Source organism: Bordetella genomosp. 6, from assembly GCF_002119705.1.
GTDB classification, from domain to species: domain Bacteria; phylum Pseudomonadota; class Gammaproteobacteria; order Burkholderiales; family Burkholderiaceae_B; genus Bordetella; species Bordetella bronchiseptica_F.
Map to the genome: position 1 here is coordinate 3,085,432 of NZ_CP021107.1, position 26,646 is coordinate 3,112,077.

General features: G+C 68.0%; 27 protein-coding genes and 3 tRNA genes. 14 read left to right on the plus strand and 16 right to left on the minus strand.

The window, feature by feature from the left end:
- Positions 1–49: 49 nt before the first annotated feature.
- On the minus strand, positions 50–2,530 hold the full coding sequence (rnr, locus tag CAL11_RS14480) for a ribonuclease R (protein WP_086093317.1): 2,481 nt from the start codon (positions 2,528–2,530) through the stop codon (positions 50–52).
- A gap of 329 nt (positions 2,531–2,859) precedes the next feature.
- Here rnr and CAL11_RS14485 point away from each other — a divergent pair.
- Positions 2,860–2,944 (plus strand) — tRNA-Leu (locus tag CAL11_RS14485).
- Positions 2,945–3,030: 86 nt separating this feature from the next.
- On the opposite strand, the gene CAL11_RS14490 is transcribed toward CAL11_RS14485, so the two are convergent.
- The gene (locus CAL11_RS14490) at positions 3,031–3,648 is read right to left on the minus strand and encodes a tRNA-uridine aminocarboxypropyltransferase (protein ID WP_068926660.1); all 618 of its coding nucleotides are present in this window, start codon (positions 3,646–3,648) and stop codon (positions 3,031–3,033) included.
- 161 nt (positions 3,649–3,809) lie between these two features.
- Here CAL11_RS14490 and CAL11_RS14495 point away from each other — a divergent pair.
- Positions 3,810–3,894, plus strand: a tRNA-Leu gene (locus CAL11_RS14495).
- Between the two features lie 89 nt (positions 3,895–3,983).
- Here CAL11_RS14495 and CAL11_RS14500 read toward each other — a convergent pair.
- A complete protein-coding gene (locus CAL11_RS14500) occupies positions 3,984–4,427 on the minus strand; it encodes a GNAT family N-acetyltransferase (RefSeq protein WP_015064118.1) in 444 nt (147 codons plus the stop codon).
- 124 nt (positions 4,428–4,551) lie between these two features.
- Here CAL11_RS14500 and CAL11_RS14505 point away from each other — a divergent pair, with 124 nt between their 5' ends.
- From CAL11_RS14505 to CAL11_RS14515, 3 genes are all read left to right on the plus strand, one after another.
- Positions 4,552–5,499, plus strand: a complete 948-nt coding sequence (locus tag CAL11_RS14505; protein ID WP_015064119.1) for an AEC family transporter — start codon at positions 4,552–4,554, stop codon at positions 5,497–5,499.
- 60 nt (positions 5,500–5,559) lie between these two features.
- A complete protein-coding gene (locus CAL11_RS14510; RefSeq protein ID WP_086093318.1) occupies positions 5,560–6,867 on the plus strand; it encodes a YeeE/YedE family protein in 1,308 nt (435 codons plus the stop codon).
- A gap of 74 nt (positions 6,868–6,941) precedes the next feature.
- A complete protein-coding gene (locus tag CAL11_RS14515; RefSeq protein WP_086093319.1) occupies positions 6,942–8,603 on the plus strand; it encodes an FMN-binding glutamate synthase family protein in 1,662 nt (553 codons plus the stop codon).
- A 10-nt stretch (positions 8,604–8,613) separates the two neighbouring features.
- Here the strand turns inward: CAL11_RS14515 and CAL11_RS14520 are convergent, their stop codons facing one another.
- Together CAL11_RS14520 and CAL11_RS14525 are read right to left on the minus strand one after the other, a co-directional pair.
- On the minus strand, positions 8,614–10,044 hold the full coding sequence (locus CAL11_RS14520; protein WP_086093320.1) for a phospholipase D-like domain-containing protein: 1,431 nt from the start codon (positions 10,042–10,044) through the stop codon (positions 8,614–8,616).
- The gene (locus tag CAL11_RS14525) at positions 10,032–10,631 is read right to left on the minus strand and encodes a hypothetical protein (protein WP_033463580.1); all 600 of its coding nucleotides are present in this window, start codon (positions 10,629–10,631) and stop codon (positions 10,032–10,034) included. Before CAL11_RS14525 ends, CAL11_RS14520 begins: the two co-directional genes overlap by 13 nt.
- 333 nt (positions 10,632–10,964) lie before the next feature.
- Here CAL11_RS14525 and egtD point away from each other — a divergent pair, with 333 nt between their 5' ends.
- The 3 genes from egtD to CAL11_RS14540 all read left to right on the plus strand — a co-directional run bounded on the left by egtD (position 10,965) and on the right by CAL11_RS14540 (position 13,453).
- Complete coding sequence (egtD, locus tag CAL11_RS14530; RefSeq protein WP_086093321.1) at positions 10,965–11,939, plus strand: L-histidine N(alpha)-methyltransferase; 975 nt, start codon at positions 10,965–10,967, stop codon at positions 11,937–11,939.
- A 20-nt stretch (positions 11,940–11,959) separates the two neighbouring features.
- Entirely contained in the window at positions 11,960–13,285 is a 1,326-nt protein-coding gene (egtB, locus tag CAL11_RS14535) for an ergothioneine biosynthesis protein EgtB (protein WP_086093322.1), read from the plus strand.
- Positions 13,286–13,376: 91 nt separating this feature from the next.
- Positions 13,377–13,453: transfer RNA gene (locus tag CAL11_RS14540), tRNA-Met, on the plus strand.
- Between the two features lie 108 nt (positions 13,454–13,561).
- Here CAL11_RS14540 and CAL11_RS14545 read toward each other — a convergent pair.
- From CAL11_RS14545 to CAL11_RS14555, 3 genes are all read right to left on the minus strand, one after another.
- A complete protein-coding gene (locus CAL11_RS14545) occupies positions 13,562–13,774 on the minus strand; it encodes a hypothetical protein (RefSeq protein ID WP_086093323.1) in 213 nt (70 codons plus the stop codon).
- A gap of 66 nt (positions 13,775–13,840) precedes the next feature.
- The gene (locus CAL11_RS14550) at positions 13,841–14,119 is read right to left on the minus strand and encodes a DUF2164 domain-containing protein (RefSeq protein WP_086093324.1); all 279 of its coding nucleotides are present in this window, start codon (positions 14,117–14,119) and stop codon (positions 13,841–13,843) included.
- 5 nt (positions 14,120–14,124) lie between these two features.
- Positions 14,125–14,325, minus strand: a complete 201-nt coding sequence (locus CAL11_RS14555; protein WP_080699807.1) for a hypothetical protein — start codon at positions 14,323–14,325, stop codon at positions 14,125–14,127.
- Positions 14,326–14,690: 365 nt separating this feature from the next.
- Here CAL11_RS14555 and CAL11_RS14560 point away from each other — a divergent pair, with 365 nt between their 5' ends.
- Positions 14,691–14,957: a hypothetical protein gene (locus CAL11_RS14560; protein ID WP_086093325.1), complete on the plus strand. Its 267-nt coding sequence runs from the start codon at positions 14,691–14,693 to the stop codon at positions 14,955–14,957.
- Between the two features lie 21 nt (positions 14,958–14,978).
- On the opposite strand, the gene CAL11_RS14565 is transcribed toward CAL11_RS14560, so the two are convergent.
- The gene (locus tag CAL11_RS14565; protein WP_033463853.1) at positions 14,979–15,302 is read right to left on the minus strand and encodes a hypothetical protein; all 324 of its coding nucleotides are present in this window, start codon (positions 15,300–15,302) and stop codon (positions 14,979–14,981) included.
- Positions 15,303–15,337: 35 nt separating this feature from the next.
- Here CAL11_RS14565 and CAL11_RS14570 point away from each other — a divergent pair, with 35 nt between their 5' ends.
- Together CAL11_RS14570 and CAL11_RS14575 are read left to right on the plus strand one after the other, a co-directional pair.
- On the plus strand, positions 15,338–15,943 hold the full coding sequence (locus CAL11_RS14570) for an HD-GYP domain-containing protein (RefSeq protein ID WP_033463566.1): 606 nt from the start codon (positions 15,338–15,340) through the stop codon (positions 15,941–15,943).
- Positions 15,944–16,107: 164 nt separating this feature from the next.
- Positions 16,108–17,535 (plus strand): diguanylate cyclase, encoded by a 1,428-nt coding sequence (locus CAL11_RS14575; RefSeq protein WP_033463563.1) that lies wholly within the window; start codon positions 16,108–16,110, stop codon positions 17,533–17,535.
- A gap of 30 nt (positions 17,536–17,565) precedes the next feature.
- Here CAL11_RS14575 and CAL11_RS14580 read toward each other — a convergent pair whose 3' ends face one another.
- The 3 genes from CAL11_RS14580 to CAL11_RS14590 form a co-directional block, all read right to left on the minus strand.
- On the minus strand, positions 17,566–18,213 hold the full coding sequence (locus CAL11_RS14580) for an isochorismatase family protein (protein ID WP_086093326.1): 648 nt from the start codon (positions 18,211–18,213) through the stop codon (positions 17,566–17,568).
- 80 nt (positions 18,214–18,293) lie between these two features.
- On the minus strand, positions 18,294–19,370 hold the full coding sequence (locus CAL11_RS14585; RefSeq protein ID WP_033463559.1) for an AI-2E family transporter: 1,077 nt from the start codon (positions 19,368–19,370) through the stop codon (positions 18,294–18,296).
- A gap of 44 nt (positions 19,371–19,414) precedes the next feature.
- The gene (locus CAL11_RS14590) at positions 19,415–20,119 is read right to left on the minus strand and encodes a DUF3053 family protein (RefSeq protein ID WP_230590319.1); all 705 of its coding nucleotides are present in this window, start codon (positions 20,117–20,119) and stop codon (positions 19,415–19,417) included.
- Between the two features lie 613 nt (positions 20,120–20,732).
- On the opposite strand from CAL11_RS14590, the gene CAL11_RS14595 reads away from it, so the two are divergent.
- Both CAL11_RS14595 and CAL11_RS14600 read left to right on the plus strand, forming a co-directional pair.
- A complete protein-coding gene (locus tag CAL11_RS14595) occupies positions 20,733–21,014 on the plus strand; it encodes a hypothetical protein (RefSeq protein ID WP_033463555.1) in 282 nt (93 codons plus the stop codon).
- A gap of 61 nt (positions 21,015–21,075) precedes the next feature.
- Positions 21,076–21,768 carry a cytochrome b/b6 domain-containing protein gene (locus tag CAL11_RS14600; RefSeq protein WP_033463553.1) on the plus strand — a complete coding sequence of 231 codons (693 nt, stop codon included), beginning with the start codon at positions 21,076–21,078 and terminating at the stop codon, positions 21,766–21,768.
- 75 nt (positions 21,769–21,843) lie between these two features.
- On the opposite strand, the gene CAL11_RS14605 is transcribed toward CAL11_RS14600, so the two are convergent.
- Together CAL11_RS14605 and purB are read right to left on the minus strand one after the other, a co-directional pair.
- The gene (locus CAL11_RS14605) at positions 21,844–22,302 is read right to left on the minus strand and encodes a c-type cytochrome (RefSeq protein WP_033463551.1); all 459 of its coding nucleotides are present in this window, start codon (positions 22,300–22,302) and stop codon (positions 21,844–21,846) included.
- A 62-nt stretch (positions 22,303–22,364) separates the two neighbouring features.
- Positions 22,365–23,741 carry an adenylosuccinate lyase gene (gene purB / locus CAL11_RS14610; RefSeq protein WP_033463549.1) on the minus strand — a complete coding sequence of 459 codons (1,377 nt, stop codon included), beginning with the start codon at positions 23,739–23,741 and terminating at the stop codon, positions 22,365–22,367.
- Between the two features lie 159 nt (positions 23,742–23,900).
- On the opposite strand from purB, the gene CAL11_RS14615 reads away from it, so the two are divergent.
- The gene (locus tag CAL11_RS14615) at positions 23,901–24,512 is read left to right on the plus strand and encodes a glutathione S-transferase (protein WP_033463547.1); all 612 of its coding nucleotides are present in this window, start codon (positions 23,901–23,903) and stop codon (positions 24,510–24,512) included.
- Positions 24,513–24,610: 98 nt separating this feature from the next.
- On the opposite strand, the gene CAL11_RS14620 is transcribed toward CAL11_RS14615, so the two are convergent.
- Both CAL11_RS14620 and mnmA read right to left on the minus strand, forming a co-directional pair.
- Positions 24,611–25,429 (minus strand): sulfite exporter TauE/SafE family protein, encoded by an 819-nt coding sequence (locus tag CAL11_RS14620; RefSeq protein WP_033463545.1) that lies wholly within the window; start codon positions 25,427–25,429, stop codon positions 24,611–24,613.
- A gap of 100 nt (positions 25,430–25,529) precedes the next feature.
- Positions 25,530–26,645, minus strand: a complete 1,116-nt coding sequence (gene mnmA, locus CAL11_RS14625; RefSeq protein ID WP_033463543.1) for a tRNA 2-thiouridine(34) synthase MnmA — start codon at positions 26,643–26,645, stop codon at positions 25,530–25,532.
- Position 26,646: the final 1 nt, after the last annotated feature.

Below are 26,646 nucleotides of genomic sequence, written 5' to 3' on the forward strand. Positions count from 1 at the left end.
ACGGTGCAATGTTACCGCCTGCGGCCCCGGACGGGGCCGCCTGGCCGGTTCAATGGCGCGCGCGCGCCGGCTTTTTCTTGGCTGGCGCGCCGGCGCTCTTGGCCGCCTTGGGCGTGCTGGCCGGCTTGCTGGCCTGCTTGGCCTCGGCGCGCCGCTGCTTGGCGGTCTGCCCCTTCAAGGCCGCCGGCTTGGGGGCCGCCGCCTTCTTGACCCTGCGCCCCTCGTCGGGACCGCGCGCGGCGGCCTTGCGCAGCGCGTCGAAACTGGTGCCCTTGACCAGGCGGAACTCGATGCGGCGCGCTTCGAGGTCCACCCGCGATACCTGCACCTGGACCTTGTCGGTCAGGCGGTAACGCATGCCGGTGCGCTCGCCGCGCAGTTCGTGCAGGGCATCGTTGAACTGGAAATACTCGCCGCCCAGTTCCGAGACATGCACCAGTCCCTCGACGTGCAGGGTATCCAGGGTCACGAAGATGCCGAAGCTGGCCACGCCGGTCACCGTCCCGCTGAAATCCTCGCCGACGCGCTCCTTGACGAACCAGCACTTCAGCCAGGCTTCGACATCGCGCGACGCCTCGTCGGCGCGCCGTTCGCTGCCCGAAAGAATCAGCCCCAGCTTCTCCCACACGGCGTGCTCGTGCTCGCGCTGCGACCGCCCGATGACGATGGGCTGGTCTTCCAGCTCCGGCATGTAGCGCTGGCCTTCGAGCAGCGCCTTGATCACGCGGTGGGTCAGCAGGTCGGGATAACGGCGGATCGGCGAAGTGAAATGGGTATAGGCGGGATACGCCAGCCCGAAGTGGCCGAGGTTGTCCGGGCTGTAGATCGCCTGCTGCATGGAGCGCAGGCACATGGTCTGCAGCAGCGGGTAATCGGGACGCCCGCGCACCGAGTCGAGGAACTCGCCGTAGTCCTTGGCGGTGGGTTCGTCGCCGCCGCCCAGCGACAGGCCCATGGTGCGCAGGAAGTCGCGCAGCGACTGCAGGCGCTCGGGCGTGGGACCTTCGTGGATGCGGTACAGGCCGGGGTGCTTGCTGCGCGACATGAAATCGGCCGCGCACGTGTTGGCCGCCAGCATGCATTCTTCGATCAGCTTGTGGGCGTCGTTGCGCACCATGGGCACGATCTGCTCGATGCGGCCAAGCTCGTTGCAGACGATGCGCGTCTCGACGGTTTCGAAGTCGATGGCGCCGCGCTTGCGCCGCTGCTGCGACAGCAGCTGGTACAGCTCGTGCAGGTGGCGCACATGCGGCATGATGGCGCCCAGCGCGTTGGCCGCCGGGCCGCCCGGCTGCTGCAGCGCCTCCCAGATGCTGGTGTACGTGGTGCGCGCATGCGAATGCATCACCGCGTTGTAGAACTGGTAGGCCGTCACCGTGCCGGCCTTGGCGCCGGTCGCCGGGATCACCATGTCGCACACCAGCACCAGGCGGTCGACATTGGGGTTGAGCGAGCACAGCCCGTTGGACAGCACCTCGGGCAGCATCGGAATCACGCGGCGCGGGAAATACACGCTGGTGCCGCGCTCGTAGGCATCGTCATCGAGCGCGTCGTTGGGCCGCACATAGTTGCTGACGTCGGCAATCGCCACCAGCAGGCGCCAGGCCGGCCGCTTGCGCTGGCCGGTGCCCAGCTCGACCGGCTCGCAGTACACCGCGTCGTCGAAGTCGCGCGCGTCCTCGCCGTCGATGGTGATCAGCGGCACGTCGCGCAGATCCACGCGCTGCTTCAGATCGGTCTTGCGCACCGAATCCGGCAGGCGCGCAGCCTGCTTGTTCGCGGGTTCCGAAAAATCGACCGGCACGTCGAACTTGCGCACCGCGATCTCGATTTCCATGCCGGGATCATCGATCTCGCCCAGCACCTCGTAGACGCGGCCCAGCGGCTGCGTATGGCGGGTGGGCTGCTCCATGATCTGCACCGACACCACCTGCCCGTGCTGGGCTCCGTTGGTGTCGCTGGGCGGAATGAGGATGTCGTGCTTGATGCGCTGGTCTTCCGGCACGACGATGGACAACCCATGTTCGTGCAGGAAGCGGCCCACCAGCTTGTTGGTGCGCCGCTCGATGACCTCGACGATGGCGCCTTCCGGCTTGCCGCGGTATTCGCCCGACGGCTTGACCAGGACGCGGTCGCCGTGCAGCACTTTGAGCATCTCGCGCGGCGACAGGAAAATATCGGGCCCGCCGTCATCCCGCACCAGGAACCCGAAGCCATCGCGGTGGCCTTGCACGCGGCCGGCCACGAAATCGAGTTTGGTGGCCAGCAGCAGCACACCCTTGCGGTTGGGAAGCAGTTGACCGTCGCGCTCCATCGCCCCGAGCCGGCGCTCGAAGCCGACCAGCGTCGCGGGCCGTTCCACGCCCATGCGTTCGGCCAGTTCGGCCGGCGACAACGGCGCCCCGGCCGACCGCAACGCCTTCAGAATGGCTTCGCGAGAAGGGACATCGGGGTCGAAGTCGGCAGGCACATCGGGCAAGACGGGCGTAGATCTGTTGTTATTGGATTCGTTGTTCGATCGTTTTGCCAAAGCTGAAAGTTCCGTATATAATGCGCAGCTTCTGTGGTTAGCCCAGCGGCAACACTGCAGCAGAAAGTGATACTCGATTCAGTATTATCACAGCATTATCGGCCTGATTTTCAGGCGTGTGATCAGACTGAATCCGGTATTTGGTGATTTTGAAGTAGTTTTGTTTCAACGTCGAATCGACGTCCTCGCGAAGCACCTGACAGGCAATCCGGATACGCAAGTCTACGGATTAAATACTGCAAGGTAAACCGCAAAGACGCTGTTCTCGGCAACGTGACAGGCACCTCGAAAGCAGCAAGCCGGCAGGGTATCACAAGCTCTGAGACAGTGCCCAGGTGGCGGAATTGGTAGACGCGCATGGTTCAGGTCCATGTGCCGCAAGGTGTGGAGGTTCGAGTCCTCTCCTGGGCACCACGGAATTCGCAAGGCAGGCAATGCCTGCCTTCATGAAAGCCCCGGTCAATCGCATGATTGCCGGGGCTTTCTCCTTCGCGCCACGCTCAACCGCTTTTGCCCCGGCGGCCCGCGCGCAGCACGTGGTGGCGCCGATAGACCTCATCGCCCATCGCCCGCACCTGCCCCTGCACCAGCGCATGAAAGGGAGCCAGCAAGGCGTCGAAACGCGCCGGCGCCTCCAGCGCGTTGAGCACCTGCGCCACGGCCTCGATGGTCGACAGCGCGCCGGGCAGATCGGCGTGACGCACCCGATAGCCGGACACGCCATCGGCCGGCAGCGCCAGGCGCGGCAGGCTTGCCAGATCGGGATTGCCCGCCACCAGCCCGCGCGCCTGCCGCCACGAACCATCGGGCACCACCAGCAACAGCGGGGGACCGCCCTCCTCGCCCACCGAAGCCGGCTCGCGCGCCGTCTCGCCCGGAAACAGCAGCCAGCTGCGCACGCCGGGCCGCCGCCACAAGGCGGGGTCGAAGCGCTCGCCCACGTGCAGCTCTGCCTGGCGCAGCCCGAGCGCCGCCAGGCGGGCGGTATTGAGCGCATGGCGCGCCTCCGCCGGGTGTTGCAAAAACAACACGCGGGTACGGCACGCGAGCGCCGGAATCAGCGCGCACAGGCAATGGGATTGGGGTCGCGCGCAGCGCGCGCACATGGGACGAGACATGGAGAGTGCATCGCGGCGAACACAGGCCGCCTGATGGGCGCAGTGTGCCACAGGACCGCGGGCAGCGATTTTTTCAGGGCGACTTGCACCACCGCGAAAAAGTGTGCATAATTCGCCTCCTTGCTTGATCTGACGCAGCAACAGCGGCGGCAGGCAGCAAAGCCCAGGTGGCGGAATTGGTAGACGCGCATGGTTCAGGTCCATGTGCCGCAAGGTGTGGAGGTTCGAGTCCTCTCCTGGGCACCAATACATACTTCACGATACCTGTCGTGATGCGCCAAAAAACCCCGGTCGCGCAAGCGCCGGGGTTTTTTCTTTGCGGCGGCCGCCGGCCGTCAGCGCACCAGTTCGCGCGTCATCGCGACATGCACGATGCCCGCCTCGACGAACTCGTCGCCTTCGGCCTGAAAACCGTGCGCCTCGTAAAAGCCGCGCGCGTGCGATTGCGCGTGCAGCACCAGCATGCGATGTCCGTCGCCGTGCCCCTGCTCGATCAGCGCGTCCAGTATCCGCCCGCCCACGCCCAGCCCGCGGGCGCGCTTGCGCACCGCCATGCGGCCGATGTGGCCATCGGGCAACAGCCTGCCGGTGCCCAGCGGCGCGCCGTCGGCGCCATAGGCGACCGCGTGGACCGACAACGGGTCGAAATCGTCCAGTTCGATATCCTCGGGCACGCGCTGTTCGGCAACGAACACCTCGAAGCGCACGGTGGTGGCGTCTTCGCGCAAACGGTCCCAGGTTCCCAATACGATACGTAGCGGCGCGGCGGTTTGCGGCATGGCGATTCCCCTTCTATGCTTGCGGCGGCGCGCCTGTGCGCCGCCCGTTCCCATTGTCGCAGGGCCGGCGGCGGCCATGAACCCCGCGGCGGTAGAATGTGGCCTCCTTGTAACAACCTCGCCCATGCAAGCCGTCCTGACCGCCGCGCTACCGGTATTCGCCCTTATCCTGACAGGCTGGCTTGCCGCCCGTTGGCGCGTGCTGGGGCCCAGCGCCACCGATGCGCTCAACCGCTATGTGGTGTACCTGTCGCTGCCGGCGCTCCTGTTTCGCGCCATGGCCCAGGCCGACCTGCGCCAGCTGGCTGACTACTGGGGCTTCACGGCCGCGGTGGCCGGCGGCATCGCCCTGACGTTCGGGGCCGCCATCCTGGCCTGCCGCCGCGACGGCGCGCGGCTGACGGACCTGAGCCTGGAAGGCCTGGCCACCTCGTACGGCAACGCCGGCTACATGGGCATCCCGCTGTGCCTGGCGCTGCTGGGGCCGGCCAGCCTGGCGCCCGCCATCATCACCACCTTGCTGACGGCCTGCGTCCTGTTTGGCGTGGCCATTGCGCTGATCGAATTCGACCAGCACCGCGACCGCCACTGGAGCGCCACCCTGCTCAAGGTGGCGCGCGCCCTGCTGCGCAACCCCTTGCTGGCCGCGCCCCTGCTGGGGCTGGCCTGCGCGGCCGCCGGCATCGCGCTGCCGGCCGGGCTGGACAACTATGCGGCGCTGCTGGGCGCCTCGGCCAGCCCCTGCGCGCTGGTGACCATAGGCCTGTTCCTGGCGCAATCGCAGCCCGGCGGCGACCGCGGCACGGTGGGGCTCATGGTGGGCGGCAAGCTGTTGCTGCATCCCGCCGTCACGGCCGTGCTGGCCTTCGCGGTGTTCGACATGCCGCCCTTGTGGGCCTGGTGCGCGGTGCTGATGGCCGCCCTGCCCATCGGCACCGGCCCCTTCATGCTGGCCCAGCTGTATGGGCGCGACGCGCGCCCGTCATCGCGCGCCATCCTGCTGTCAACGGTGCTGTCGGTGCCTACCATCACGGCGCTGGTGGCATGGATCGGCCGCCAGCCCCTGGGCTGAACCCGCACCGTCAAATAACCAAAAGATATTAAGAAATCAACAATAACTAGTTCGGGAAATTTGCCGCCCGTCCTATATTGCACTGACCCAGGGCGCGCCAGCGCCCTGTCCCTTTTCGTACGCCCCTTCCGGGATGCCATCATGAGTATCAATACCTCCACCCTCGACCTGCCGTCGGCGCTGCCGCCGATCCGCATCAACCACAAGCCGCTGTGGACGGCGCTGTTGCTGGTGCTGGCCGGCGCGGCCTACCTGTTGCAAAGCGTCGGCTGGCGCCAAAGCGCGCTATGGGTGGTGGGGGCCCTGCTGGGCGTGACGCTCTACCACGCGTCGTTCGGCTTCACCCAGGCCTGGCGCGTGTTCGTGTCCGACCGGCGCGGCGCCGGCCTGCGCGCCCAGATGGTGATGCTGGCCGTCGGCGTGCTGCTGTTCTTCCCCTTCCTCGCGCAAGGCACCTTGTGGGGCCAACCGGTCAGCGGCTTTGTCTCGCCGCCAGGCGTATCGGTCGTACTGGGCGCCTTCCTGTTCGGTATCGGCATGCAGCTGGGCGGCGGCTGCGCCTCGGGCACCCTGTTCGCCGTCGGCGGCGGCAACACCCGCATGCTGGTCACCCTGCTGTTCTTCATCATCGGCTCGGTCATCGCGACGGCCAACTTCGGCTGGTGGTCGGCCCTGCCCGCGCTGCCGCCCACCTCGCTGATCAAGAGCTGGGGCCTGCCGGGCGCGCTGCTGGCCAACCTGGCCGTATTCGCCCTGATCGCCTGGGCCACCACCGTGCTGGAAAAGCGCCGCCATGGCCAGCTCATTTCGCACGCCGCGCGCACCAGCCGCGCGCCGTCGCTGCTGCAGGGCCCGTGGCCCATGGTCTGGGGCGGCATTGCCCTGGTAGTGCTGAACTTCGCCACGCTGGCCCTGGCCGGCCGCCCCTGGGGCATCACCTCGGCCTTTGCGCTGTGGGGCGCCAAGGCGCTGGACGCAGTGGGGACCGACGTGGCGAACTGGAGCTACTGGGCCAAGCAGCAGGCCGCACTGGCCGCGCCGGTGCGCCAGGACATCACCTCGGTCATGGACATCGGCCTGATGCTGGGCGCGCTGGCGGCCGCCTCGGCCGCGGGCAAGTTCGCCCCGGTGTGGAAAGTGCCGGCCCGCTCGCTGCTGGCCGCCGTGGTGGGCGGCCTGCTGCTGGGCTACGGCGCGCGGCTGGCCTTCGGCTGCAATATCGGCGCCTATTTCAGCGGCATCCTGTCCGGCAGCCTGCACGCCTGGCTGTGGCTGCCGGCGGCCTTCCTGGGCAGCGCGCTGGGCGTGCGGCTGCGCCCCTGGTTCGGATTGGCGGTGGAAAAGACGCCCGCGGCCTCCAGCTGCTGAGTCCGGCCGCGGCCAGCCAGCCGTAAACCGGCATCTGGTATGGTTGCCTCCATTACGCCCCCCGGAGATGGAGCATGAACTGGATTGCTGGCCGCTATACGACATTCGCGCTGATGCTGATCGGCGCCGCCCTGACCTCGGCGCTGGCGGTCCATTCGTCGCGCGCCTGGCTGTGGGCGGCCGTCCCCTTCGTGCTGCTGTCCCTGCTGGGCGTGTACGACCTGCTCCAGACTCGCCACGCGATCCGGCGCAACTACCCCGTCCTGGGCAACCTGCGCTTCCTGTTCGAATTCATCCGGCCAGAGATCCGCCAGTACTTCCTCGAGGACGACACCCACGCGTCGCCGTTCTCGCGCGCGCAGCGCTCCATCGTCTACCAGCGCGCCAAGCAGGATATCGACAAGCGGCCCTTCGGCACGCAGGAAGACGTCTATGGCGACCGCTATGAATGGATCAATCACTCCATGACGCCGGCGCACGTCGCCGATGCCGACTTCCGCGTCACGGTGGGCGGCCCCGAGTGCCGCCAGCCGTATTCCATGTCGGCCTTCAACATCTCGGCCATGAGCTTCGGCGCGCTGTCGGCCAACGCCGTGCTGGCCCTCAATGAAGGCGCGCGCATCGGCGACTTCGCGCATGACACCGGCGAAGGCGGGATCAGCCGCTACCACCGCGAACGCGGCGGATCGCTGGTCTGGAATATCGGCTCGGGCTATTTCGGCTGCCGCGACGCCCATGGCGCCTTTTCCGAGGAAGCCTTCGTCAAGAACGCCTGTACGCCGCAGGTGAAGATGATAGAAATCAAGCTGTCGCAGGGCGCCAAGCCCGGCCACGGCGGCATCCTGCCGGCCGGCAAGGTCACCCCGGAAATCGCCGAGGCGCGCGGCGTGCCGCCCTGGCAGGACTGCAACTCGCCGTCCAGCCACAGCGCGTTCGACTCGCCGATCGGCCTGCTGCATTTCGTGGCGCGGCTGCGCGAGCTGTCCGGCGGCAAGCCGGTCGGCTTCAAGTTCTGCGTCGGCCACCCGTGGGAATGGTTCGCCATCGTCAAGGCCATGCTGCAGACCAATATCACGCCGGACTTCATCGTGGTCGACGGCGCCGAAGGCGGCACCGGCGCCGCCCCGGTGGAATTCGTCGACCACGTCGGCACGCCGCTGCGCGAGGCGTTGCGGCTGGTGCACAACACGCTGATCGGCGTGAACCTGCGCGACCGCATCAAGCTGGGCGCGTCGGGCAAGATCATCACCGCCTTCGACATGGCGCGCGCCATGGCCATGGGAGCGGATTGGTGCAACGCCGCGCGCGGCTTCATGTTCGCCATCGGCTGCATCCAGGCGCAGGCCTGCCATACGGGCAAATGCCCCACCGGCGTCACGACCCAGGACCCGCTGCGCCAACGCGCGCTGGTGGTGCCGGACAAGGCGCAGCGCGTGGCCAACTTCCACGGCAATACGCTGCACGCCCTGGCCGAACTGCTGGGCGCCGCCGGCCTGACCCACCCGGGCCAGTTGCGGCCGCACCATATCGCGCGACGCATCTCGTCCAGCGAAGTGCGCCTGCTGTCGGCGCTGTTTCCCGAACTGGCGCCGGGCGAACTGCTGCGCGGCGAATTCCGCCATCATGTGTTCCAGGTAGGCTGGGGCATGGCGCAGGCCGACTCGTTCCAGCCCGCCATGGATATCAGCGCGGCGCTGGCCGCGCTGCGCCCCGCCGGCGCGCCCGCGCACGCGTAGCCGGGCCCGGCTACAGCCAGCGCTCGAACAAGCGCGAAAACGCCTCCATGAAGCGATCGTCGGCGCCGCGATCGGCCCAGCCCCGCGGGTCGATCGGCACGGCGGCGGCACGGTCGCGTTCGAACAGCGCCTCCATCTCGGCGCCGAAGCGGGCCCCGACAATGACCGCGTTGAGTTCGTAGTTCAACGCGAAACTGCGCCAGTCCATGTTGCTCGACCCGACGGTGGACCACACGCCGTCGACCACCGCCGTCTTGGCATGCAGCAGCGCGTCGCGCCGCTCGTACAGCTTGACGCCGGCATCGAGCAGCGCCTGGTAGTGCGAGCGCCCCGCGTACCAGACCAGCGATGAATCGCTGAATCCCGGCAGGACCAGCGCCACGTCGACCCCGCGCCGCGCGGCGTCGGCCAGCACGCGCACGAAGGCGGGGTCGGGCACGAAATAGGCCATGGTGATGTGGATCGACTGCCGCGCGCTCTCGAACGCCGACATCAGCGTCAGGTAAACGGTGTAGCCGTCGCGCTCGTTGGGTTCGTTGGCCAGGATGCGCACATGCAGATCGCCCGGCGCGGGCACGCTCAGCCGCACCGCGCCGCCGCCCAGCGGCGCGCCGGTCTGCCGCAGCCAGCCGTCCTGGATGACCCGCTCGATCTCCGCCACCGCCGGGCCGCGCACCTCGATATGCGTATCGCGCCAGGGCGCGGTGTCGGCGCGCGACGCGGCCGGGCCGGGCTCCTGCGCCGCGCGCCCCGAGCCCGAGCCCGAGCCCGATCCGGAGGAGTAGACGCTGCTGATGTTCAGCCCGCCGAGGAATCCCACTTGGCCGTCGACCACCAGCAGCTTGCGGTGGTTGCGCTGGTTGGGCGCCCAGCCCGCGCCGGCGCGCGCCGGGTTGACGGGATTGAACACCGCGACCTTGATGCCGCCTTGCCTGAGGCGCTCGAGCCACTGCCGCGGCGTATTCAGCGTGCCCACCGCATCGACCATGACCGCCACCTCGACGCCGCGCCGGCGCGCCGCCATCAGGGCGTCGGCGAAACGCTGGCCGGCCGCGTCGTCCTCGAAAATGTAGGTTTCCATGTGGATATAACGGCGCGCCTGCGCGATGGCGTCGAGCATGCTCCGGTAGGTGGCCGGCCCGTCGGCCAGCAGGCGGACCTGGTTGCCCGCCACCAAGGGGGCGCCGCTGATCGCCGCCTCGACCGCCAGGTGGCGCGCCATGGCGTCCGCGCCATCGCCGCTGGCCGCGCCCGACACGATGGTGTGGCTGCGCTGCAGGCTTTGCCAGCCATAATCGGTGGACAGCCCGGCCTGGGCCCGCCGCTCGCGCAACCCCTGCATGCCCGGCACCGTGGCGCATGCGCCCAGGCCCGCCAACACGAGCATGGCGGCGATCTGGCGCCCCAGGCGGCGCGCGAAGCCCCGCCTCAGGGCTGCCATTGCGTGCGCTGCGCCGGCGGGCGCGGGGCACGCGTGCGCCAGCCTGTGGGGGTGGACTGGCCGCGCGCGCCCGGCCACCAGCGGCTGCGCGCCTTCTCCACCTGCAGGCCGCCGGCGTCGCGCAGCAGCGCGGCCGCGGCGTCCTCATCGTCCGGATGCACCTGCACGGTAAGCAGCACCACCCGATCGCGCGCCAGTTGGCCGGCGTAGGCCGCCTCGGCCCGCGCGCGACGCAGGCCGCTGGCCATCCAACAGGCGCCCGCCAGGGCGCCCGCGTAAGCGCCCAATGCCGCGCCGACCACCATGCCCACGCGGCCGTAGCCCGTCACAACGGGCACGATCACGCCGCCCAGGGTACCGATGGCCGCCAGCGCCGCGGCGCTGACGATGGCGCGCCAGCGCGCCGCGCGGGTACGCAGGTCCGGCCCGAAACGCCAGGCCGGCCGGCCCACCCGGCGGCCCGCACGGTCCGGGTCGCCGTACAGGATACTGATTGCCTCTTCGCGAAAGCCGTCGCCGACCAACGCGTGCGCAGCGCTTCTCGCCGAAGGGACGCTATCGAACCGTGCCACCACGATCGACGACATAGCGAATCTCCCACTTGGCCTTTATGACACGACCGTATTCTGACCGGGGCCCGCGTCGTACGCCTCTGGTTTGGCAACCAGCGGTAAAGCAGTATTTCCGTCGCCCGCAGCAGGCCGGCCGACGCGGGCGCGGGCGTGTCATTTGGCAACCGAATGCGAATCCGGCGCCCCCCTCTTGCGGCGGTCCGGGAACGGCGCTTGCGGCGCGCCGCCGCGCCCCGGCTTTTTTCTTTTCGTAAAAGTCCATTGCAGCCGGGACGTTAGCGCTTGACACCGACACGTCGCCGCCGCACACAATAGATCCCTTCCATCCCACCTGGAAGGAACCCCGTCATGGCCCACACGCCCACGATGCTTGCCGCCGCCGCGCCTTTCATGCCCGAGGCCACCGGCGTCGACCCGGCCCTGGACGCCCTGCTGGCCGGTTTGCAGGCGCACCCCGCCCGCATCGACCCCAAATACCTGTACGACGCGCTCGGCTCCAGCCTGTTCGCCGCGATCACGCAACTGCCCGAGTACTATCCCACCCGTTGCGAAGCGGAAATCTTCGCCACCCACCTCGAGGCCATCGCCCGCCACACCGGGCCGGTTCGCACGCTGATAGACCTGGGCGCGGGCGACTGCGCCAAGGCCGAACGCCTGCTGCCCTGTCTGCGGCCGCAGCGCTACGTGCCCATCGACATCTCCACCGACTTCCTCGGACAGGCCGTGGCGCGGGTGCGGCGCGCCCACCCGTGGCTGGAGGTGCTGCCGCTGGGCCGCGACCTCAACGCGGGGCTGGACTTGCCCCAGGCCATCGACGCCGAGGGCAGGCTGTTCTTCTATCCCGGCTCCAGCATCGGCAACCTCGACCCCGACGCCGCGCTGGCATTGCTGACCAGCCTGCGTGCACAGGTGGACGCCGGCGGCGGACTGCTGATCGGCGTCGACCGCGTCAAGGCGCGCGCCATCGTCGAGCCCGCCTACGACGATGCCCTGCACCTGACCGGCGCGTTCAACCTGAACCTCTTGCGGCACGTCAACGCCGTGCTCGACAGCGATTTCGACGTGCGCGACTGGACCCACGTCGCCCTCTACAACGAGCCACGCAGCCGCATGGAGATGCACCTGCAGGCACGCGGCGACGTACGCGTGCGCTGGCCCGGCGGCCAGCGGCGGTTCCAGGCCGGCGAACGCATCCACACGGAAAACTCCTATAAATACACCCTCGAACGCTTCATCGACCTGCTGCGGCGCGCCGGCTACGGCGACATCCGCCATTGGTCGGACGCGCGCGACTGGTTTTCCGTATTCAGTGCCCGGGCCTGAGCCAGGCCCGCCCCACCGACATGCGCCAAGGAGCTTCCATGGAGTCGTCAGCCTGCCTGCTCACTCGCCCCGGCCCGCCCGAGCCGGCGCCGCACCCCGCCGGGCGCTACGCCCGCATCCGCGCGCAAAGCGCGGCGCTGGCCGAACCCTTGTCGCCGGAAGACTGCCAGGCGCAATCCATGCCGGACTGCAGTCCCGTCAAATGGCACCTGGCCCACACGACCTGGTTCTTCGAAACCTTCGTGATCGGCCGCTTCGAGCCCGGCCGCCGGCCGTTCGACCCGCATTACCGCATGCTGTTCAACTCCTACTACAACGCGGTCGGCGCTCGCCACCCGCGTCCGCAGCGCGGCCTGCTTACCCGCCCGTCGCTGCACGACGTGCTGCGCTACCGCGCGCATGTGGACCAGGCCATGGCAGCGCTGTGCGCGCGCCTGGCAGGCGTGGACACCGACTTCGACGCGCTGGTGGAGCTGGGGCTGAATCACGAACAGCAGCACCAGGAGCTGATCCTCACCGACCTCAAGCACCTGTTCAGCTGCAACCCGCTGCGGCCTGCCTATGCGCCGCCCGGCATACCCGCGCTGCCGGCCGGCACGCCGGCGGGCTGGACCCGCTATGACGGCGGCATCGTGGGCATCGGCCACGCCGGCGAAGGCTTTGCCTTCGACAACGAAACCCCGGCCCACGAGGTACTGCTCAGGCCGTTTCACCTGGCCGACCGCCCCGTCACCCAGGCCGAATACCTGGCCTTCATACAGGATGGCGGCTACCGCCGCCCCGAACTCTGGCTGTCGCTGGGCTGGGACCAGGTCTGCCAGCAGAACTGGCGCGCACCCCTGTACTGGGAAGGCCAGAAAGACGACTGGCGCGTCTTCACGCTGCATGGCCTGCAGGCGCTGGAGCCGCATGCCCCGGTTGCCCACGTCAGCTATTACGAGGCCGACGCGTACGCGCGCTGGGCGCGCGTGCGCCTGCCGCGCGAAGCCGAATGGGAACTCGCCGCGCGCGCGCCTGGAGCCAGCGCGGACGCGCCGGCCAATCTGCTCGACAGCGGCCACCTGGATCCGCGGCCCGCGCCGCGCCGCGCGGCCGCCGGCGTGCCGGTGCAGTTGTATGGAGACGTCTGGGAGTGGACCAGCAGCGCCTACGACGCCTACCCGGGCTTCACCCCGCCGGCCGGCGCCGTCGGCGAATACAACGGCAAGTTCATGTGCAACCAATACGTGCTGCGCGGCGGCTCGTGCGCGACCCCGCGCGAACACATCCGCGCCACCTACCGCAACTTCTTCCCGCCCGAGGCGCGCTGGCAGTTCTCCGGCATCCGCCTGGCCCGCGACGCCTGAAATGCCGGCTTGTTGCACATACAAAATCTTTCATGCTAGAATTTCGTTCTTCGTTTGGCAGCCAACCATTTGTTGATGCCAAGCCAGGGATGGCGCATTAGCTCAGCCGGTTAGAGCGACGGAATCATAATCCGCAGGTCCCCTGTTCGAATCAGGGATGCGCCACCAGAGAATTCAAACAAAATGCCCGCAAGCGATTGCGGGCATTTTGTTTTGTGCTGCGCGGGGTGTATGGGGCTGTGGGATATATATGCGCCCGCCGCCTGTGCGCGACCGCTATTCGTCCCACACCGCGCTGGCCGGCAGCACGCCGATCGCGGCGTGACAACTCCTGGATGCGCAGGCAACGATGGCGATCGGCTTGTCCGCATTCTCGACCGCGTCGTCATGCAGCACGATAAACCCCTGATGGCCGCATTTCGGGCATGCGGGCCGGATTCCCGCCGGAAAGTATTTATCGAGAAAACCGCGTCCCGGTTCCTTTTTCATCGAGCAGCGCCTCCTTTCGCCGTCGATCTTACCGCGCCATGTTCGCGCGCGCGATCCGCGCCTGCCCTAGCCGCGCCCCGCGCGCGCGCCCTTGTCGTGCCTGCGCCAATACGCGAACGGCTCCTCGTGGATCTCGAGATCCAGTTCGGCCACGCGTTGCTGCAGGCGCTCTTGCACGTCGGCCACGGCCTGGTTATAGATGACCGGCCCGACTTCCTCCAGGAAGAATCCCAGCAAGGCGTGCGCGCCGATATTGCCGATGGGTTCTTCCATGCTCTGGTCGAAATACCGCTGGATGGAAGCGATGGCGGCATCGCGCGCGCCTCGCTCGAGTTCAATCGCCATGAGGCTTATCCCAATTTCTGCATGTAAAGGTGCTGCGCACCCTCCAGGGAGGCGCGCATGCCGTAGATGGTGCCGCCATCGCCGCGGCTGAACCACAGCTCGTACTGGTAGCTTCCGTCCAGCCAGACCCGGCAGATCGTCCAGCCAGGAGGGCCAACCCAGCAATAATCGTCCACACGCCGCCACGCGATCGCCGGTTCGCTCATCGTCTCCGCCTCCCGGCCTCGGAATTCCGAGACCATATGATGCGGATTCTAGGCTCATAATTACTGTATGTCCATACAGCTTATCGAGCCCGTTCGTCCTTCCCGCCACGGCCTCTTTTGACATCGCTCAAGCCCGCCCGCCATGCCGGCGCGCGCCCGCGCGCAGCCGGCCCGAACGCAGCGACTGGCTAAGCTACAATTTGCAAAAAATAGCCAGACCGACGGGCGAAAGGGCGAGCCACTTTGCTCCCGAGGCCCGTGCGACGCCACCGATGCCGGCAACCCGCGCCTGTTCCAGGCCCTGGTATTTGGCAACAAGTCTTGCGCGGGATACGGCTGGCGCAACCCGATATGGACGTCCTTTGATGGAAAACCAGGAAATCATGGTGGCTTTCGCACAAGCCATCCAGCAGGTCACTGCCAAGGTCAGCGCACTGGAGACTACCGTCCAGTGCCTGATCGCCGCCCAACCCGCGCAACAGCGGGAGCGATTCGGCGCCGCCCTGCGCCAGGCCGCTGACGGCCTGCTGGCCGAATCCGACCAGCGTCCGCTGACAGGCAGCGCCCTTTCCCACCTCAAGCTGGCAATCGACGCCTATCTCGAGGCGGCCGGCCAGGAACCCCTGAAATAAGGGCAAGCGCCCCGCCGTCGCTCACTGCGCGCCCGTATCACGGCACACCGCGGCAACGACACGTCGTTGTTCGGCGGCCAGTGTCTCGATCTTCGCGCGCCTGAGCGCCATCTCGCCCGTATCGCCCGCCTGCTTGGCGACGCGATAGGCGTGGTAGTTGGCGAAGATTTCCTCCATGAGGCCCAGGGCTGCTAGCGAATTGATGTTGACGTCGGTCTGCATGTTCTGAACTGCCCGGCCAGGGCAGCGCCATGAATGGGATTCCAGGAGGCCGCGCCAGTCTAGCGCCGCGACCGCCGCGCCATTCGCGGGGACTGAGGCGGCTTTGGCCGTCAATTTGGCCATTGCGGCAAGCACCATTTCGATCAGAAACACGAGTCATGCAAACTGAATCATTGCCGCGCTCCGAAGCCGATACGCGCGCCTGCCGCGCCCTGGCGGCCGCGCTGCGCGCGCGCGACCCCGGCACCGCCATACACAGCGGGCGCGTCGCGGCGCTGGCCGGGGAACTGGGCCGCGCATACGGGCTGGATGGCACGGCGATACGCCGCCTGGAACTGGGCGCGAGCCTGCACGACATCGGCAAGCTGGGCGTGGCCGACCGCGTCCTGCATCATCCGGGCCGCCTGCTCGGCGAGGACTGGACCCACATGCAGGAACACAGCGTGCTGGGCGAGCGCATCATCGCGGCAACCGGGCTGGACGACGGCGCGGCGATCGGCCGCATCGTCAGGCACCACCACGAGCACTACGACGGATCGGGCTATCCCGACGGGCTGGCCGGCGAGGCCATTCCGATCGAGGCGCGCCTGATCGCCGTGGTCGATGCCTATGACGCGATTACGGCGCACCGTCCCTACCGGGCGCCGGTCCCGCACCACCGCACCATGGCCATGCTGGAAGCCGAGCAAGGCGCGCGTACCGATCCGCAAGCCTTCACCGTATTCGCGCGCATGATCGAACGCAGCCAGTGGCGCGCGGGCTGAGCGCCCCGCGGGCCCCGAAACCGCCCGGAGTATTACCCAGTCTTGCCTATTGATGCCCCGCGCGCCCTATCGTGGACATAATCGGCGCCAGGGCCACGCCGGGCGACTTTTAAGCGTAACGGCAGACTACAATCTGCCGTGGACCCACCCCTGCTGGATACAACTTGAAGCCTTCGCCTGAAATCCTGGCCCTGCGCTGGAAAGAGACTTGCGCGCATTATTCGCCCCATGAATGGGTTGCCGCCCGGAACGTCGTCACCGCGCACAAGGCGGCGTTGGCCGATTATTTCTACGAGTGCATGCTGGCCGACCCCAACGCGGCCTTCTTCCTGTCCGACCAGTTGGTCAAGACCAAGCTGCATGCCTCCATGCAGGACTGGCTGGAGTCGGTGTACGCCGCCGCCCCCGGCGGGGAATATGAGCGGACCGTGGCGTTCCAGCGCAAGGTCGGCGAAGTGCATGCGCGCATCGACATCCCGGTCCACCTGGTGATGCGCGGCGCGTGCGCGCTGATCCGCAGGATCTGTGAACTGCTGGACCTCGATGCCAGCCTGTCGGCCGCACAGGCGGCCGCGGCGTGCCGCTATGTCGCGGATGTCACCATGACGGCGGTCGAGATGATGTGCCACGCCTACTCCGTGTCGCACGACCGCAACGCGCGCGCCGAGGAAGGCTACCGGCTGCTGGCCTTGTCGCAGAACGTCGGGGCCGAACGGGAGCGCCAGCGCGCCGCCCTGCTCGACTGGGAGAACCAGTTGATGTTCGGCCTGTCGGTCGGCAAGCCATGGGACGAGCTGCCCCCCATACGCAAATCCGAATTCGGCCTGTGGTTCATCCACAAGGCGGCGCATGCCTTCGAAGGCGCGGCCGAAAGCCGCAGCGTGTCGAACCAGCTCCAGCACATCGACCAGTTGCTGGCCGATGCGCAGCAGACCCAGCCGCCGCCCGACCAGCGCCTGGCCATCCTGCACGGCGTGCGCGATGCCACCAAGGCCATCGGCTTTCTGATCGACGGGCTGTTCGAACAGGCGGGCAACCTGGAGTCCGGCCGCGATACGCTGACCCGGCTGCTCAACCGCAAGTACCTGCACGTGGTGCTGAGCAAGGAGGTGGCGTATGCGCGCAAGACCGGCATCCCCCTGTCGGTGCTGGTGGCCGACATCGATTACTTCAAGTCGATCAACGATGCCCACGGGCACGACGCGGGCGACTTCGTGCTGCAGCAAGTGGCATCCCTGATCGCCTCGTACAGCCGCGGCGGGGACTACACCTTCCGCCTCGGCGGCGAGGAGTTCCTGGTGGTGCTGGTCGACGCGGACGGCGCGCAGGCGCTGAACGTCGCCGAGGCCTTGCGCCGCCGCGTCCAGGAAAAGGCGACCGTGCTGCCCGATGGCGGCGAACTGCGATTGACGCTGAGCATAGGGGTGGCCGCCCACGACGGGCATCCCGACTACCAGCGGCTGCTCAAGCGCGCCGACCAGGCCCTGTACGCGGCCAAGTCGGGCGGCCGCAACCGCTGCGTGCTGGCCCATGCCGGGCCGGCCGAAGCATCGCCGCGCCCGGACGACATGGCGCGGTCCGGCCGGCACTAGCGCGCCGGCCGGGGCAGCGCACGCGTCCCGCTAGCCGCCGGCGCGCATCAGCACGCCGGCATGCGGCACGGTGCTCACCCCCGCCTGGATCAGTTCACGCCTGGCCTGTTCGCACGTGGCGGCGGCAATGCCGCGGCACGCCGCCAGATTGAGCACGACGTCCAGCCCGGCGCGGCGCAGCTGCAAGGCCGTCACCTTGACGCAGTAATCCAGCGCCAGGCCGCCCAGCAGCACGCAGCGCACGTCGCGCGCGCGCAGGAACTCGATCACGCCGGTCGGCTGCCGTTCGGCCAGGTCGTGGTAGCAGGACCCATACGGATGCATGTCGGGCTCCACGCCTTTCCAGACGAAGAAATCGTAGTCGGCCGGCGCCGGCAAGCCGTCGAGCAGTTCGAAGCCGCGCGTGCCCGGCACGCAGTGCATGTTCCAGCGCACGTCGACATTGGCGCCCGCTACCGGGCTGAACATGGGTTGCTCGGCCGTCGCGCGCCAGATCGCGTGGGGGCTGTGGGCGTCCTTCGACCCCAGGCGCAGGTCCGCGCGCGCCGCCTGGGCATTGAGCTCGGGGACGATCGCGTGCCCATCGGGCACCGGCAGCTCATCCGGACAGAGCGAAGTGAAACCCTTTTGCGCATCCACGTCGAACGACGCGATCAGTCCGTCGATAGGCAGCTTCATGGCAAGCGCGGCGCGCGGCGCCGCCGGTTGGTGGACATAAGGCCATTGTCGCGCCCGCCCGGCGGCGCGGGCAAGCCCGATCAGGGCTGCGCGGCGCCGCCTCCGGCCGTGTCGTCGGGCGGCGAGAACAGGTCCCAGCAGGCCACGAACAGCGCCGCGATCAGCGGCCCGATCACGAAGCCGTTCAGCCCGAACAGCGCCATGCCGCCCAGCGTCGAGATCAGCACGACGTAGTCGGGCAGCTTGGTGTCCTTGCCGACCAGCAAGGGGCGCAGGACATTGTCGACCATGCCGATCACCAGCACGCCGAACAGGATCAGCACCACGCCTTGCCAGATCGCGCCCGTCAGCAGGAAATACACCGCCACCGGCGCCCAGATCAGGCCGGCTCCGATGGCCGGCAGCAAGGACAGGAAGGCCATGATCACGCCCCACAGCAGCGCGCCCTGGATGCCCAGCACCGAGAACATCACGCCGCCCAGCGCGCCTTGCGCGGCCGCCACGGCGATGTTGCCCTTGACCGTGGCGCGGATCACCGTGGTGAACTTGCGAAACAGGTGCTGCTTGTGATGCTCGTCCAGCGGCACCGCGCGGCGCAGCCGGCGCGACAGCTGCGAACCGTCGCGCAGCAGGAAGAACAGCAGGTACAGCATGACGCCGAAGCCGATCAGGAACTGGAAGGTATCCTGCCCGATGTTGAACGCCTGGGTGGCGATGAACTGGCTGGCCTGCATCATGCCGGCGGTCAGTTTTTCCTGGATGCTGCCCAGGTCGGCGAGGTCGAAGCGCGCCAGCACGTCGTGCACCGTGGGCGGCAAGGCGTCGATGGCCTGCTGCAGGTAGGCGCCGAAATTGAGGTTGCCGCTCTTGAGACGCTGATACAGGTTGGCGCCTTCCTGGACCAGCGAGCCGGTGATGAAGATCAACGGGATGATCACCACCAGCAGGACCATCAGCAAGGTGAGCAAGGCGGCCAGGTTGCGCCGCGGCGCCAGACGCACGGCGATGCGGCGGTGGACCGGCGCGAAGATGATGGCCAGGATGGCGCCCCAGAACACGGCGCCGTAGAAAGGCCACAGCAGCCAGGCGAAGGCGACCGTCACCACGATGAGCAGCCCGACGAACGCCCGGCTGTTGAAAAGACTCGATTGGCTCATGTTCCATCCCGGAAGCGGCCTGGCCGCACGAGGCGCTATTGTACTCAGGGCGCCTGGCGAGCCGGCCCCGCCAGGCCATTGAGCAAGGCCTGCGCCTGCGAAACATTGTCGGAGCGGCCATTGAGCGCCTGCAGCAGCACATTGAGCTCGCTGCGCACCGAGGGATCGCGCACCTGGGTCAGCGGACCGTCGGTATCGATCTGGTCGCGATGGCGCGCCACGAACGCCGCCACCCGCCGCGCATCCTCCACGGCGGGCTCGAGCAGGCCGGATATCCGCGCCAGGGCCTGCGCCGGCGCCGTGACGCTGCGTTCGTAGGCGCGCGCGTAGGCTTCGCGCAGGTCGGGGGGCTGCTTCATCGCGGCGCGCGCGGCGTCGGCATCGGCGCGCGCCTGCTCGAGCCCCGTGCGCGCCGCCGCCAGGCGCTCGACCAGCCTGTCCCAGCCGTCCCGCCGCGCGGCGATCTCATCGACCGAATGCAGTCGCAGCGCCTGCAGCGCCGCCTGTTGCGCCGCCAACGCTTCGCGCACGGCGGCATGGGCCGCTTCCATCGGCTCGTACTGCGCCTCGTAGTCGCCCAGGGCCTTGCGCGTGGGCGGGTCGGGCGGCGCGGCCGCGGCGCCAGCTTGCGGCGCGGCCAATTGTTCCAGATACGCGATGAAGGCCGCGCGCTCCTCGGGCTCGCGATTCACGCACCCGGCCAGCGCGAGCACGACGGCCAGCGCCGGCAATCCCCATCCAAACCGCATAAACCTCCCTTCCAGCACCCATGCGGCGCCATTGCGCATTGCCGGCATTATCGGGCTGGCGTCCGGAAAACCCCCTTGGAGCGGGCACTTTGTTGCCATCGAAGCGATCTGTGACAGGCGTTCGCCCAAACAAGGGCTTGACACGCATAGATCGATGCAATAGAATACTTGGTTATTCGTGCTTTCCTATATGTCGTATCCCATGATACGGCAGCGCCGCGGCCAATCCGGCCACGGACCAACAGGCACGCTGGCCGGCCCCCTCATATCAGAACACGCCTGGCGTGGCCGACCCGAAACCGCAAGCCCGCGCTTTACGCCTTACGGCTTGCTACAAACCCATCGCTGCCCTGCCCTGAACGCAGGGAACCCTGGCACCACCCATGGTGTCCAACGCTGTGTGTGTCATCCGGCAACGCCATTGGCCTGCCCACGGCACGCACTTCGAGCATCGGGATACAGCCGGTCCCCGCCGGCCTCTCCGGGCCCTTGCGATCCGCCGCCCCATGCTCCCGGCGCCACGCATGCCGCGCATGCATGTCCGCCGTACCAGGCAAGGCCGCCCTTGCGGCCTTGCGCACATTCCATAACTAGAACTCGAAAGAGGAAAAACATGAACCAACTGTTTGACACCAACCACCTGATCCGCCGTCCCACGCAAACCAAGCTGGACGACACCCCCATCCACGTCGGCGACGTCGTGCATCTGCAACTGGCCGACGGCCCGGTCATCCGGGCGCGCGTGATCTACAACGCACCGATCAACGGCACCACGACGTACACGACCGAACTGATCCGCTGCGCCGGCGACGACAAGGCCAGCCACGGCCAGCGCATCCGTTTCCGCCACGAGCACGTGCATCGCATCGAGCCGGTACGCAGCCTGACCCACTGAACCGGCGCGGCCAGCGCGCCGTGCTAAAGTTGGCTGCGTCCGTGCCCTACGCCGTCCTGCCATGCCGCCAACCGCAACCTCCGTTCGCATCTGGGATCTGCCCACGCGACTGTTCCACTGGGCCTTTGCGGCCGCCGTCGTCGGCGCGCTGGTCACCGTCAAACTGGGCGGGCTGTACATGGACTGGCATGTCCGGTTCGGCCTGACCGCGCTGGGCCTGGTCCTGTTTCGCCTGATCTGGGGCTTCGTCGGCCCGCGCCACGCGCGCTTCGCCACGTTCGTGCGCGGTCCCGGCGCGATTCTTGCCTACCTGCGCGCAGGCACCGACCATGCCGGCCACAATCCGCTCGGCGCCCTGTCGGTGCTGGCCATGCTGGCCGTAATCGGCGTCCAGGCCGCGACCGGCCTGTTCGCCAGCGACGACATCATGATCCAGGGCCCGCTGTACGGCCACGTCAGCGAGGCGGTCGCCAGCACGCTTACCGGCTTGCACCAGGCCAACGAATGGGTCATCTTCGGCCTGCTGGCCGCGCATCTGCTGGCCATCGCCTGGTACGCGGCGGTGCGCCGCCGGGCGCTGGTGCGCGCCATGATCACCGGCAACGCGCCGGCCGCCCAGCTTCCGCCGGCCACCCCGGCCTCGCAGGACGGCCCGGCAATCTGGCTGCGCGCCGTCGTGGTGGGCGCCTGTTGCGCAGCGCTCGTGCTGTGGATACGGGCGCAGGCCGTCGTCGTCGACATGTCGTTTTCCTAGCGCGGGCCGGCGCCAGGACGAAAAAAAACCGGTCGCGCGACCGGTTTCGTGTTTGCGGACGCGGCGCGCCGCACCTTACTTCTTCTTGCGAAACGAATCGTGGCAGGCCTTGCAGCTGGCGCCCACGTCGCCGAACGCCGCGCGCACCTTGTCGTAATCGCCCGCGTCGGCCGCGGCCGACAGCTTGGCCACGTTGTCGGCCAGGCGCTGCTGCTTCTGCTTGAAATCCTCGGCGTCGCTCCAGACCGCCGGCAAGGCATCGCCGCCTTCGGTGCCCGGGCCGAACGCCGCCCACGGCAGCGTCGAAAGCGTCTTGAAGATGTCCACGTTGGCCTTGATCTGCGCCGCATCATAGGGCGCCTGGCCGCGCATGACCGGCTGCATGCGGCCGAAGTGCGACGCCATCAGCGTAAGGGCGGACTGGCGGTACTTGATCGCGTCCTGGGGCTTGGCGAACTGGGCCGCGGCCGGCGACGACCAGAGCGGCGCCAGCGTCGTACAGACCACCGCGGCAACAATGGACAACTTCTTCATCGGGCAATCTCCTTGTGGATGGGCAACGGCCGGCCGCCTCGCGCGCCGGCCGGACAACCCGACTATACCGCCCGCGCCAGTTGCGCGGCCAGGCCGATGTACGAGCGCGGCGTCATCGCCAGCAGGCGGGCCTTGGGCTCGTCGGGCAGCGCCAGGCCGCCGATGAATTCGCGCAAGGCCTCTTCGGTAATGCCCTTGCCGCGCGTGAGCGCCTTGAGCTGCTCATACGGTTGCGGCAGGCCATAGCGGCGCATGACCGTCTGCACCGGCTCGGCCAGCACCTCCCAGCACGCATCGATGTCGGCGTCGATCGCCGCGGCGTTGACTTCCAGCTTGTTCAGGCCGCGCAGGCAGGCATCCCAGGCCACCAGCGCGTAGCCCAGGCCCACGCCCAGGTTGCGCAGCACCGTCGAATCGGTCAGGTCGCGCTGCCAGCGCGAAACCGGCAGCTTCTCGGACAGATGGCGCAGCACGGCGTTGGCCAGGCCCAGGTTGCCCTCGGAGTTCTCGAAATCGATCGGGTTGACCTTGTGCGGCATGGTCGAGGAGCCGACCTCGCCTTCCCGCAGCCGCTGCTTGAAATAGCCCAGGGCCACATAGCCCCAGATATCGCGGTCCAGGTCCAGCACGATGACGTTGGCGCGCGCCACGGCGTCGAACAGCGCCGCCATCCAGTCGTGCGGCTCGATCTGGATGGTATGGCGGTTCTGGGTCAGGCCCAGGCCAGCCAGCACGTTGCGGCTGAAGGCCGGCCAGTCGATTTCCGGATAGGCCGACAGGTGCGCGTTGTAGTTGCCCGTGGCGCCGTTGAGCTTGGCCAGCGGCTCGACCGCCTCGATGGCGGCCACGGCGCGCTGCAGGCGCGCCGCCACGTTGGCGAACTCCTTGCCCAGCGTGGTCGGGCTGGCGGGCTGCCCGTGCGTGCGCGACAGCATGGGCTGGTCGGCATGCGCCCGGGCCAGTTCGTTCAGCTTGGCCAGCACCTGGTTGAGCTGCGGCACGACGACTTCGGCGCGCGCGCGCGTGAGCATGAGCGCATGCGAAGTATTGTTGATGTCTTCGGAAGTGCACGCGAAATGGATGAACTCGGCGGCGCGCGCCAGCTCGGCGTCGTCGGCCACCTGCTCTTTCAGCCAGTACTCCACCGCCTTGACGTCGTGATTGGTCACGCGCTCGATGTCCTTGATGCGGGCGGCGTCGGCCTCGGAAAAATTGCGCACCAACCCGGCCAGGCGCTCGCGCGCGGCGGCCGAGAACGACGGCAGCTCGGGCAGGCCCGCATCGGACAGCGCAACGAGCCAGGCCACCTCGACCTCGACGCGGTGCGCCATGAAGCCGGCCTCGGACAACAGCCCCCGCAGCGCCCCCGCGCGCGACGCATAGCGTCCATCCAGTGGCGAAAGAGCATTGAGTTGGGTAAGCTGGTCGGCAATCTGCATGTCGGTGTAAGAAAGAAGCGGTTGTAAGCGGGGCGATTTTACCATTCGCCCTCTCTGTAACATATGTGGCAAATGCGCTGCGATCCGGCGCGCGCACGCCGATTCGAGAGCGGGCGCCCTGCTATACTTCGCCCGCTTCGACTACGCCTTTGTGACTCCATGAAACTGATCGGCTCACTTACCAGTCCTTACGTCCGCAAAGTGCGGGTCGTTATGGCAGAAAAGAAGCTGGACTACCAGCTCGAGCTGGAGAACGTCTGGTCGCCTGATTCGCAGGTACAGAAGTACAACCCGCTGGGCAAGGTACCCTGCCTCGTCATGGAAGACGGCGGCGCGCTGTTCGATTCGCGCGTGATCGTCGAATATCTCGACACCCTGTCGCCGGTGGCGCGGCTGATTCCGCAGCCGGGCCGCGAACGCGCGGCCGTCAAGTGCTGGGAAGCCATCGCCGACGGCCTGCTCGACGCCTGCGTCACCGTCGTGCGCGAACGCCTGCGTCCAGCCGCGCAGCAAAGCCCCGAATGGATCGAGCGCCAGTACGGCAAGGTGCGCGCCAGCCTGGACGCCATGGACCACAGCCTGGGCGAAAACGCCCACTGCATGGGCGTGAACTACAGCCTGGCCGATATCGCCGTGGGCTGCGCGCTGGGCTATCTGGACCTGCGCTTCCCCGACCTGGAATGGCGCGCCGATCACGCCAACCTGGCGCGCCTGTATGAAAAACTGTCGACCCGGCCGTCCTTCGTCGACAGCATGCCGCCGTCCGCCTGACAGCGCTGGCGCGCAATGAAAAAGGCGGCTCGCACGAGCCGCCTTTTTCATTGCGAAGCCCCCTGGCGCCGCATCCGGCGCCAGGGGAACACAGGCCGTCAGGCCATGAACGCCTGCCATGCCTTGGCCAGCATGTAGGCCGCCAGGGCAAACAGCAGCGTGGCGAACACCCGCTTGAGCGTGCCCACCGGCAGGCGGTGCGCCATGCGCGCGCCCAGGGGCGCGGTCAGCACGCTGGTGGCCACCAGCGCCAGCAGGGCCGGCCAATAGATGTAGCCCAGCATGCCGGGCCGCGACACGCTTTCGTTCAGGCCCGAGATGACATAGCCCACGCTGTTGGCCAGCGCGATGGGAAAGCCGAGCGCGGCCGAGGTCGACACCGCCGTGTGCAGCGCCACGTTGCACCAGACCATGAACGGCACCGACAGGAAGCCCCCGCCCGCGCCGACCAGGCCCGACAGAAAGCCGATACCGGCGCCGGCGGCGCTGGTGCCGACGATGCCCGGCATCTGGCGGCTCGCCTTGGGCTTCTTGCTGCGCAGCATGTTCCAGCCCGAATAACCCACGAACAGGGCAAAGAACAACGACAGCCAGGCGGTGCTCAGCGCCGCGAAGACCGCGCCGCCCGACAGCAGGCCGCCGATGATGATGCCCGGCGCCATGGCCCACACGATGCTCCACTGGATCGTGCCGCGCTTCTGGTGGGCCCGCACGCTGGACACCGAGGTGAACAGGATCGAAGTCATCGACGTGGCGATGGCCGCATGCACCACCAGGTCGCCCGGCATGCCCTGCCAGGCGAACAGCATCGTCAGGAACGGCACCAGCAACATGCCCCCGCCTATGCCCAGCAGCCCGGCGGCAAAGCCGACCACGGCGCCGAGCGCCAGCAGGCAAATCAACATCACTACATCCACGACAGACTCCTCTTTCCCAGGTTTATGAAACCGCTGTGGCAGCCGCGTCCGCGGCCACCGCGAGACCGGCGCGCCTCCCCCGGCGCACCCGTCCGCATGTTCAGATGATGATGCCGCCCCCGAGGCAGACCTCGCCGTCGTACAGCACGGCCGATTGCCCCGGCGTGACCGCCCACTGGGCCTGCCCGAACGCCAGCGCGAAGCCGGCGCCGCCCGCTTCGCCCAGCTGGCACGCCGCATCGGCCTGGCGATAGCGCGTCTTGGCGCCATAGGCGCCGGCCGCGGGCGGCTCGCCGGCGATCCAGCTCGCGTCCTGCGCCCGCAGGTGGGTGGACAGCAGCCAGGGGTGATCGTGCCCCTGGACGACATACAGCACGTTGCGGGCCAGGTCTTTGCGCGCCGCGTACCAGGCCTCGGCTGTGCCGTCGTCGCGCTGGCGCCCCTTGACGCCGCCCACGCCCAGCCCCTTGCGCTGGCCCAGCGTATAGAACGACAACCCGTGGTGAGTGCCGACGCGCTGTCCCTCGGGCGTCAGGATGGGCCCGGGCTCGCTGGGCAGGTAACGATTGAGAAACTCGCGAAACGGCCGCTCGCCGATGAAGCAGATGCCGGTCGAATCCTTCTTGGCCGCGTTGTGCAGCCCGATCTCGTGGGCGATACGCCGCACTTCGGTCTTGCGCAGTTCGCCCAGCGGAAACAGGGTGCGCGCCAATTGCGCCTGGTTCAGGCGGTGCAGGAAATAGCTCTGGTCCTTGGTCTCGTCCAGCGCCTTGAGCAACTGGTGGCGCGGCCCGGCCGGCGTCTCGATGGCGCGTACCCGGGCATAGTGCCCGGTGGCGATATGCTCGGCGCCCAGCGCCATGGCGTGGTCCAGGAAGGCCTTGAACTTGATCTCGGCATTGCACAGGACGTCGGGATTGGGCGTGCGGCCGGCCGAGTACTCGCGCAGGAACTCGGCGAACACCCGGTCCTTGTATTCGGCGGCGAAATTGACGTACTCGAACTCGACGCCGACCAGGTCGGCGACGCTGGCCGCATCCAGCAGGTCCTGGCGGGTCGAGCAATATTCGGAATCGTCGTCGTCTTCCCAGTTCTTCATGAACAGGCCGACGACCTCATAGCCCTGCTGCTTGAGCAGCCAGGCGGTCACCGATGAGTCGACGCCGCCCGACATGCCGACGACAACGCGGCCTTTGCGGGTAGGATTGGATGGCATG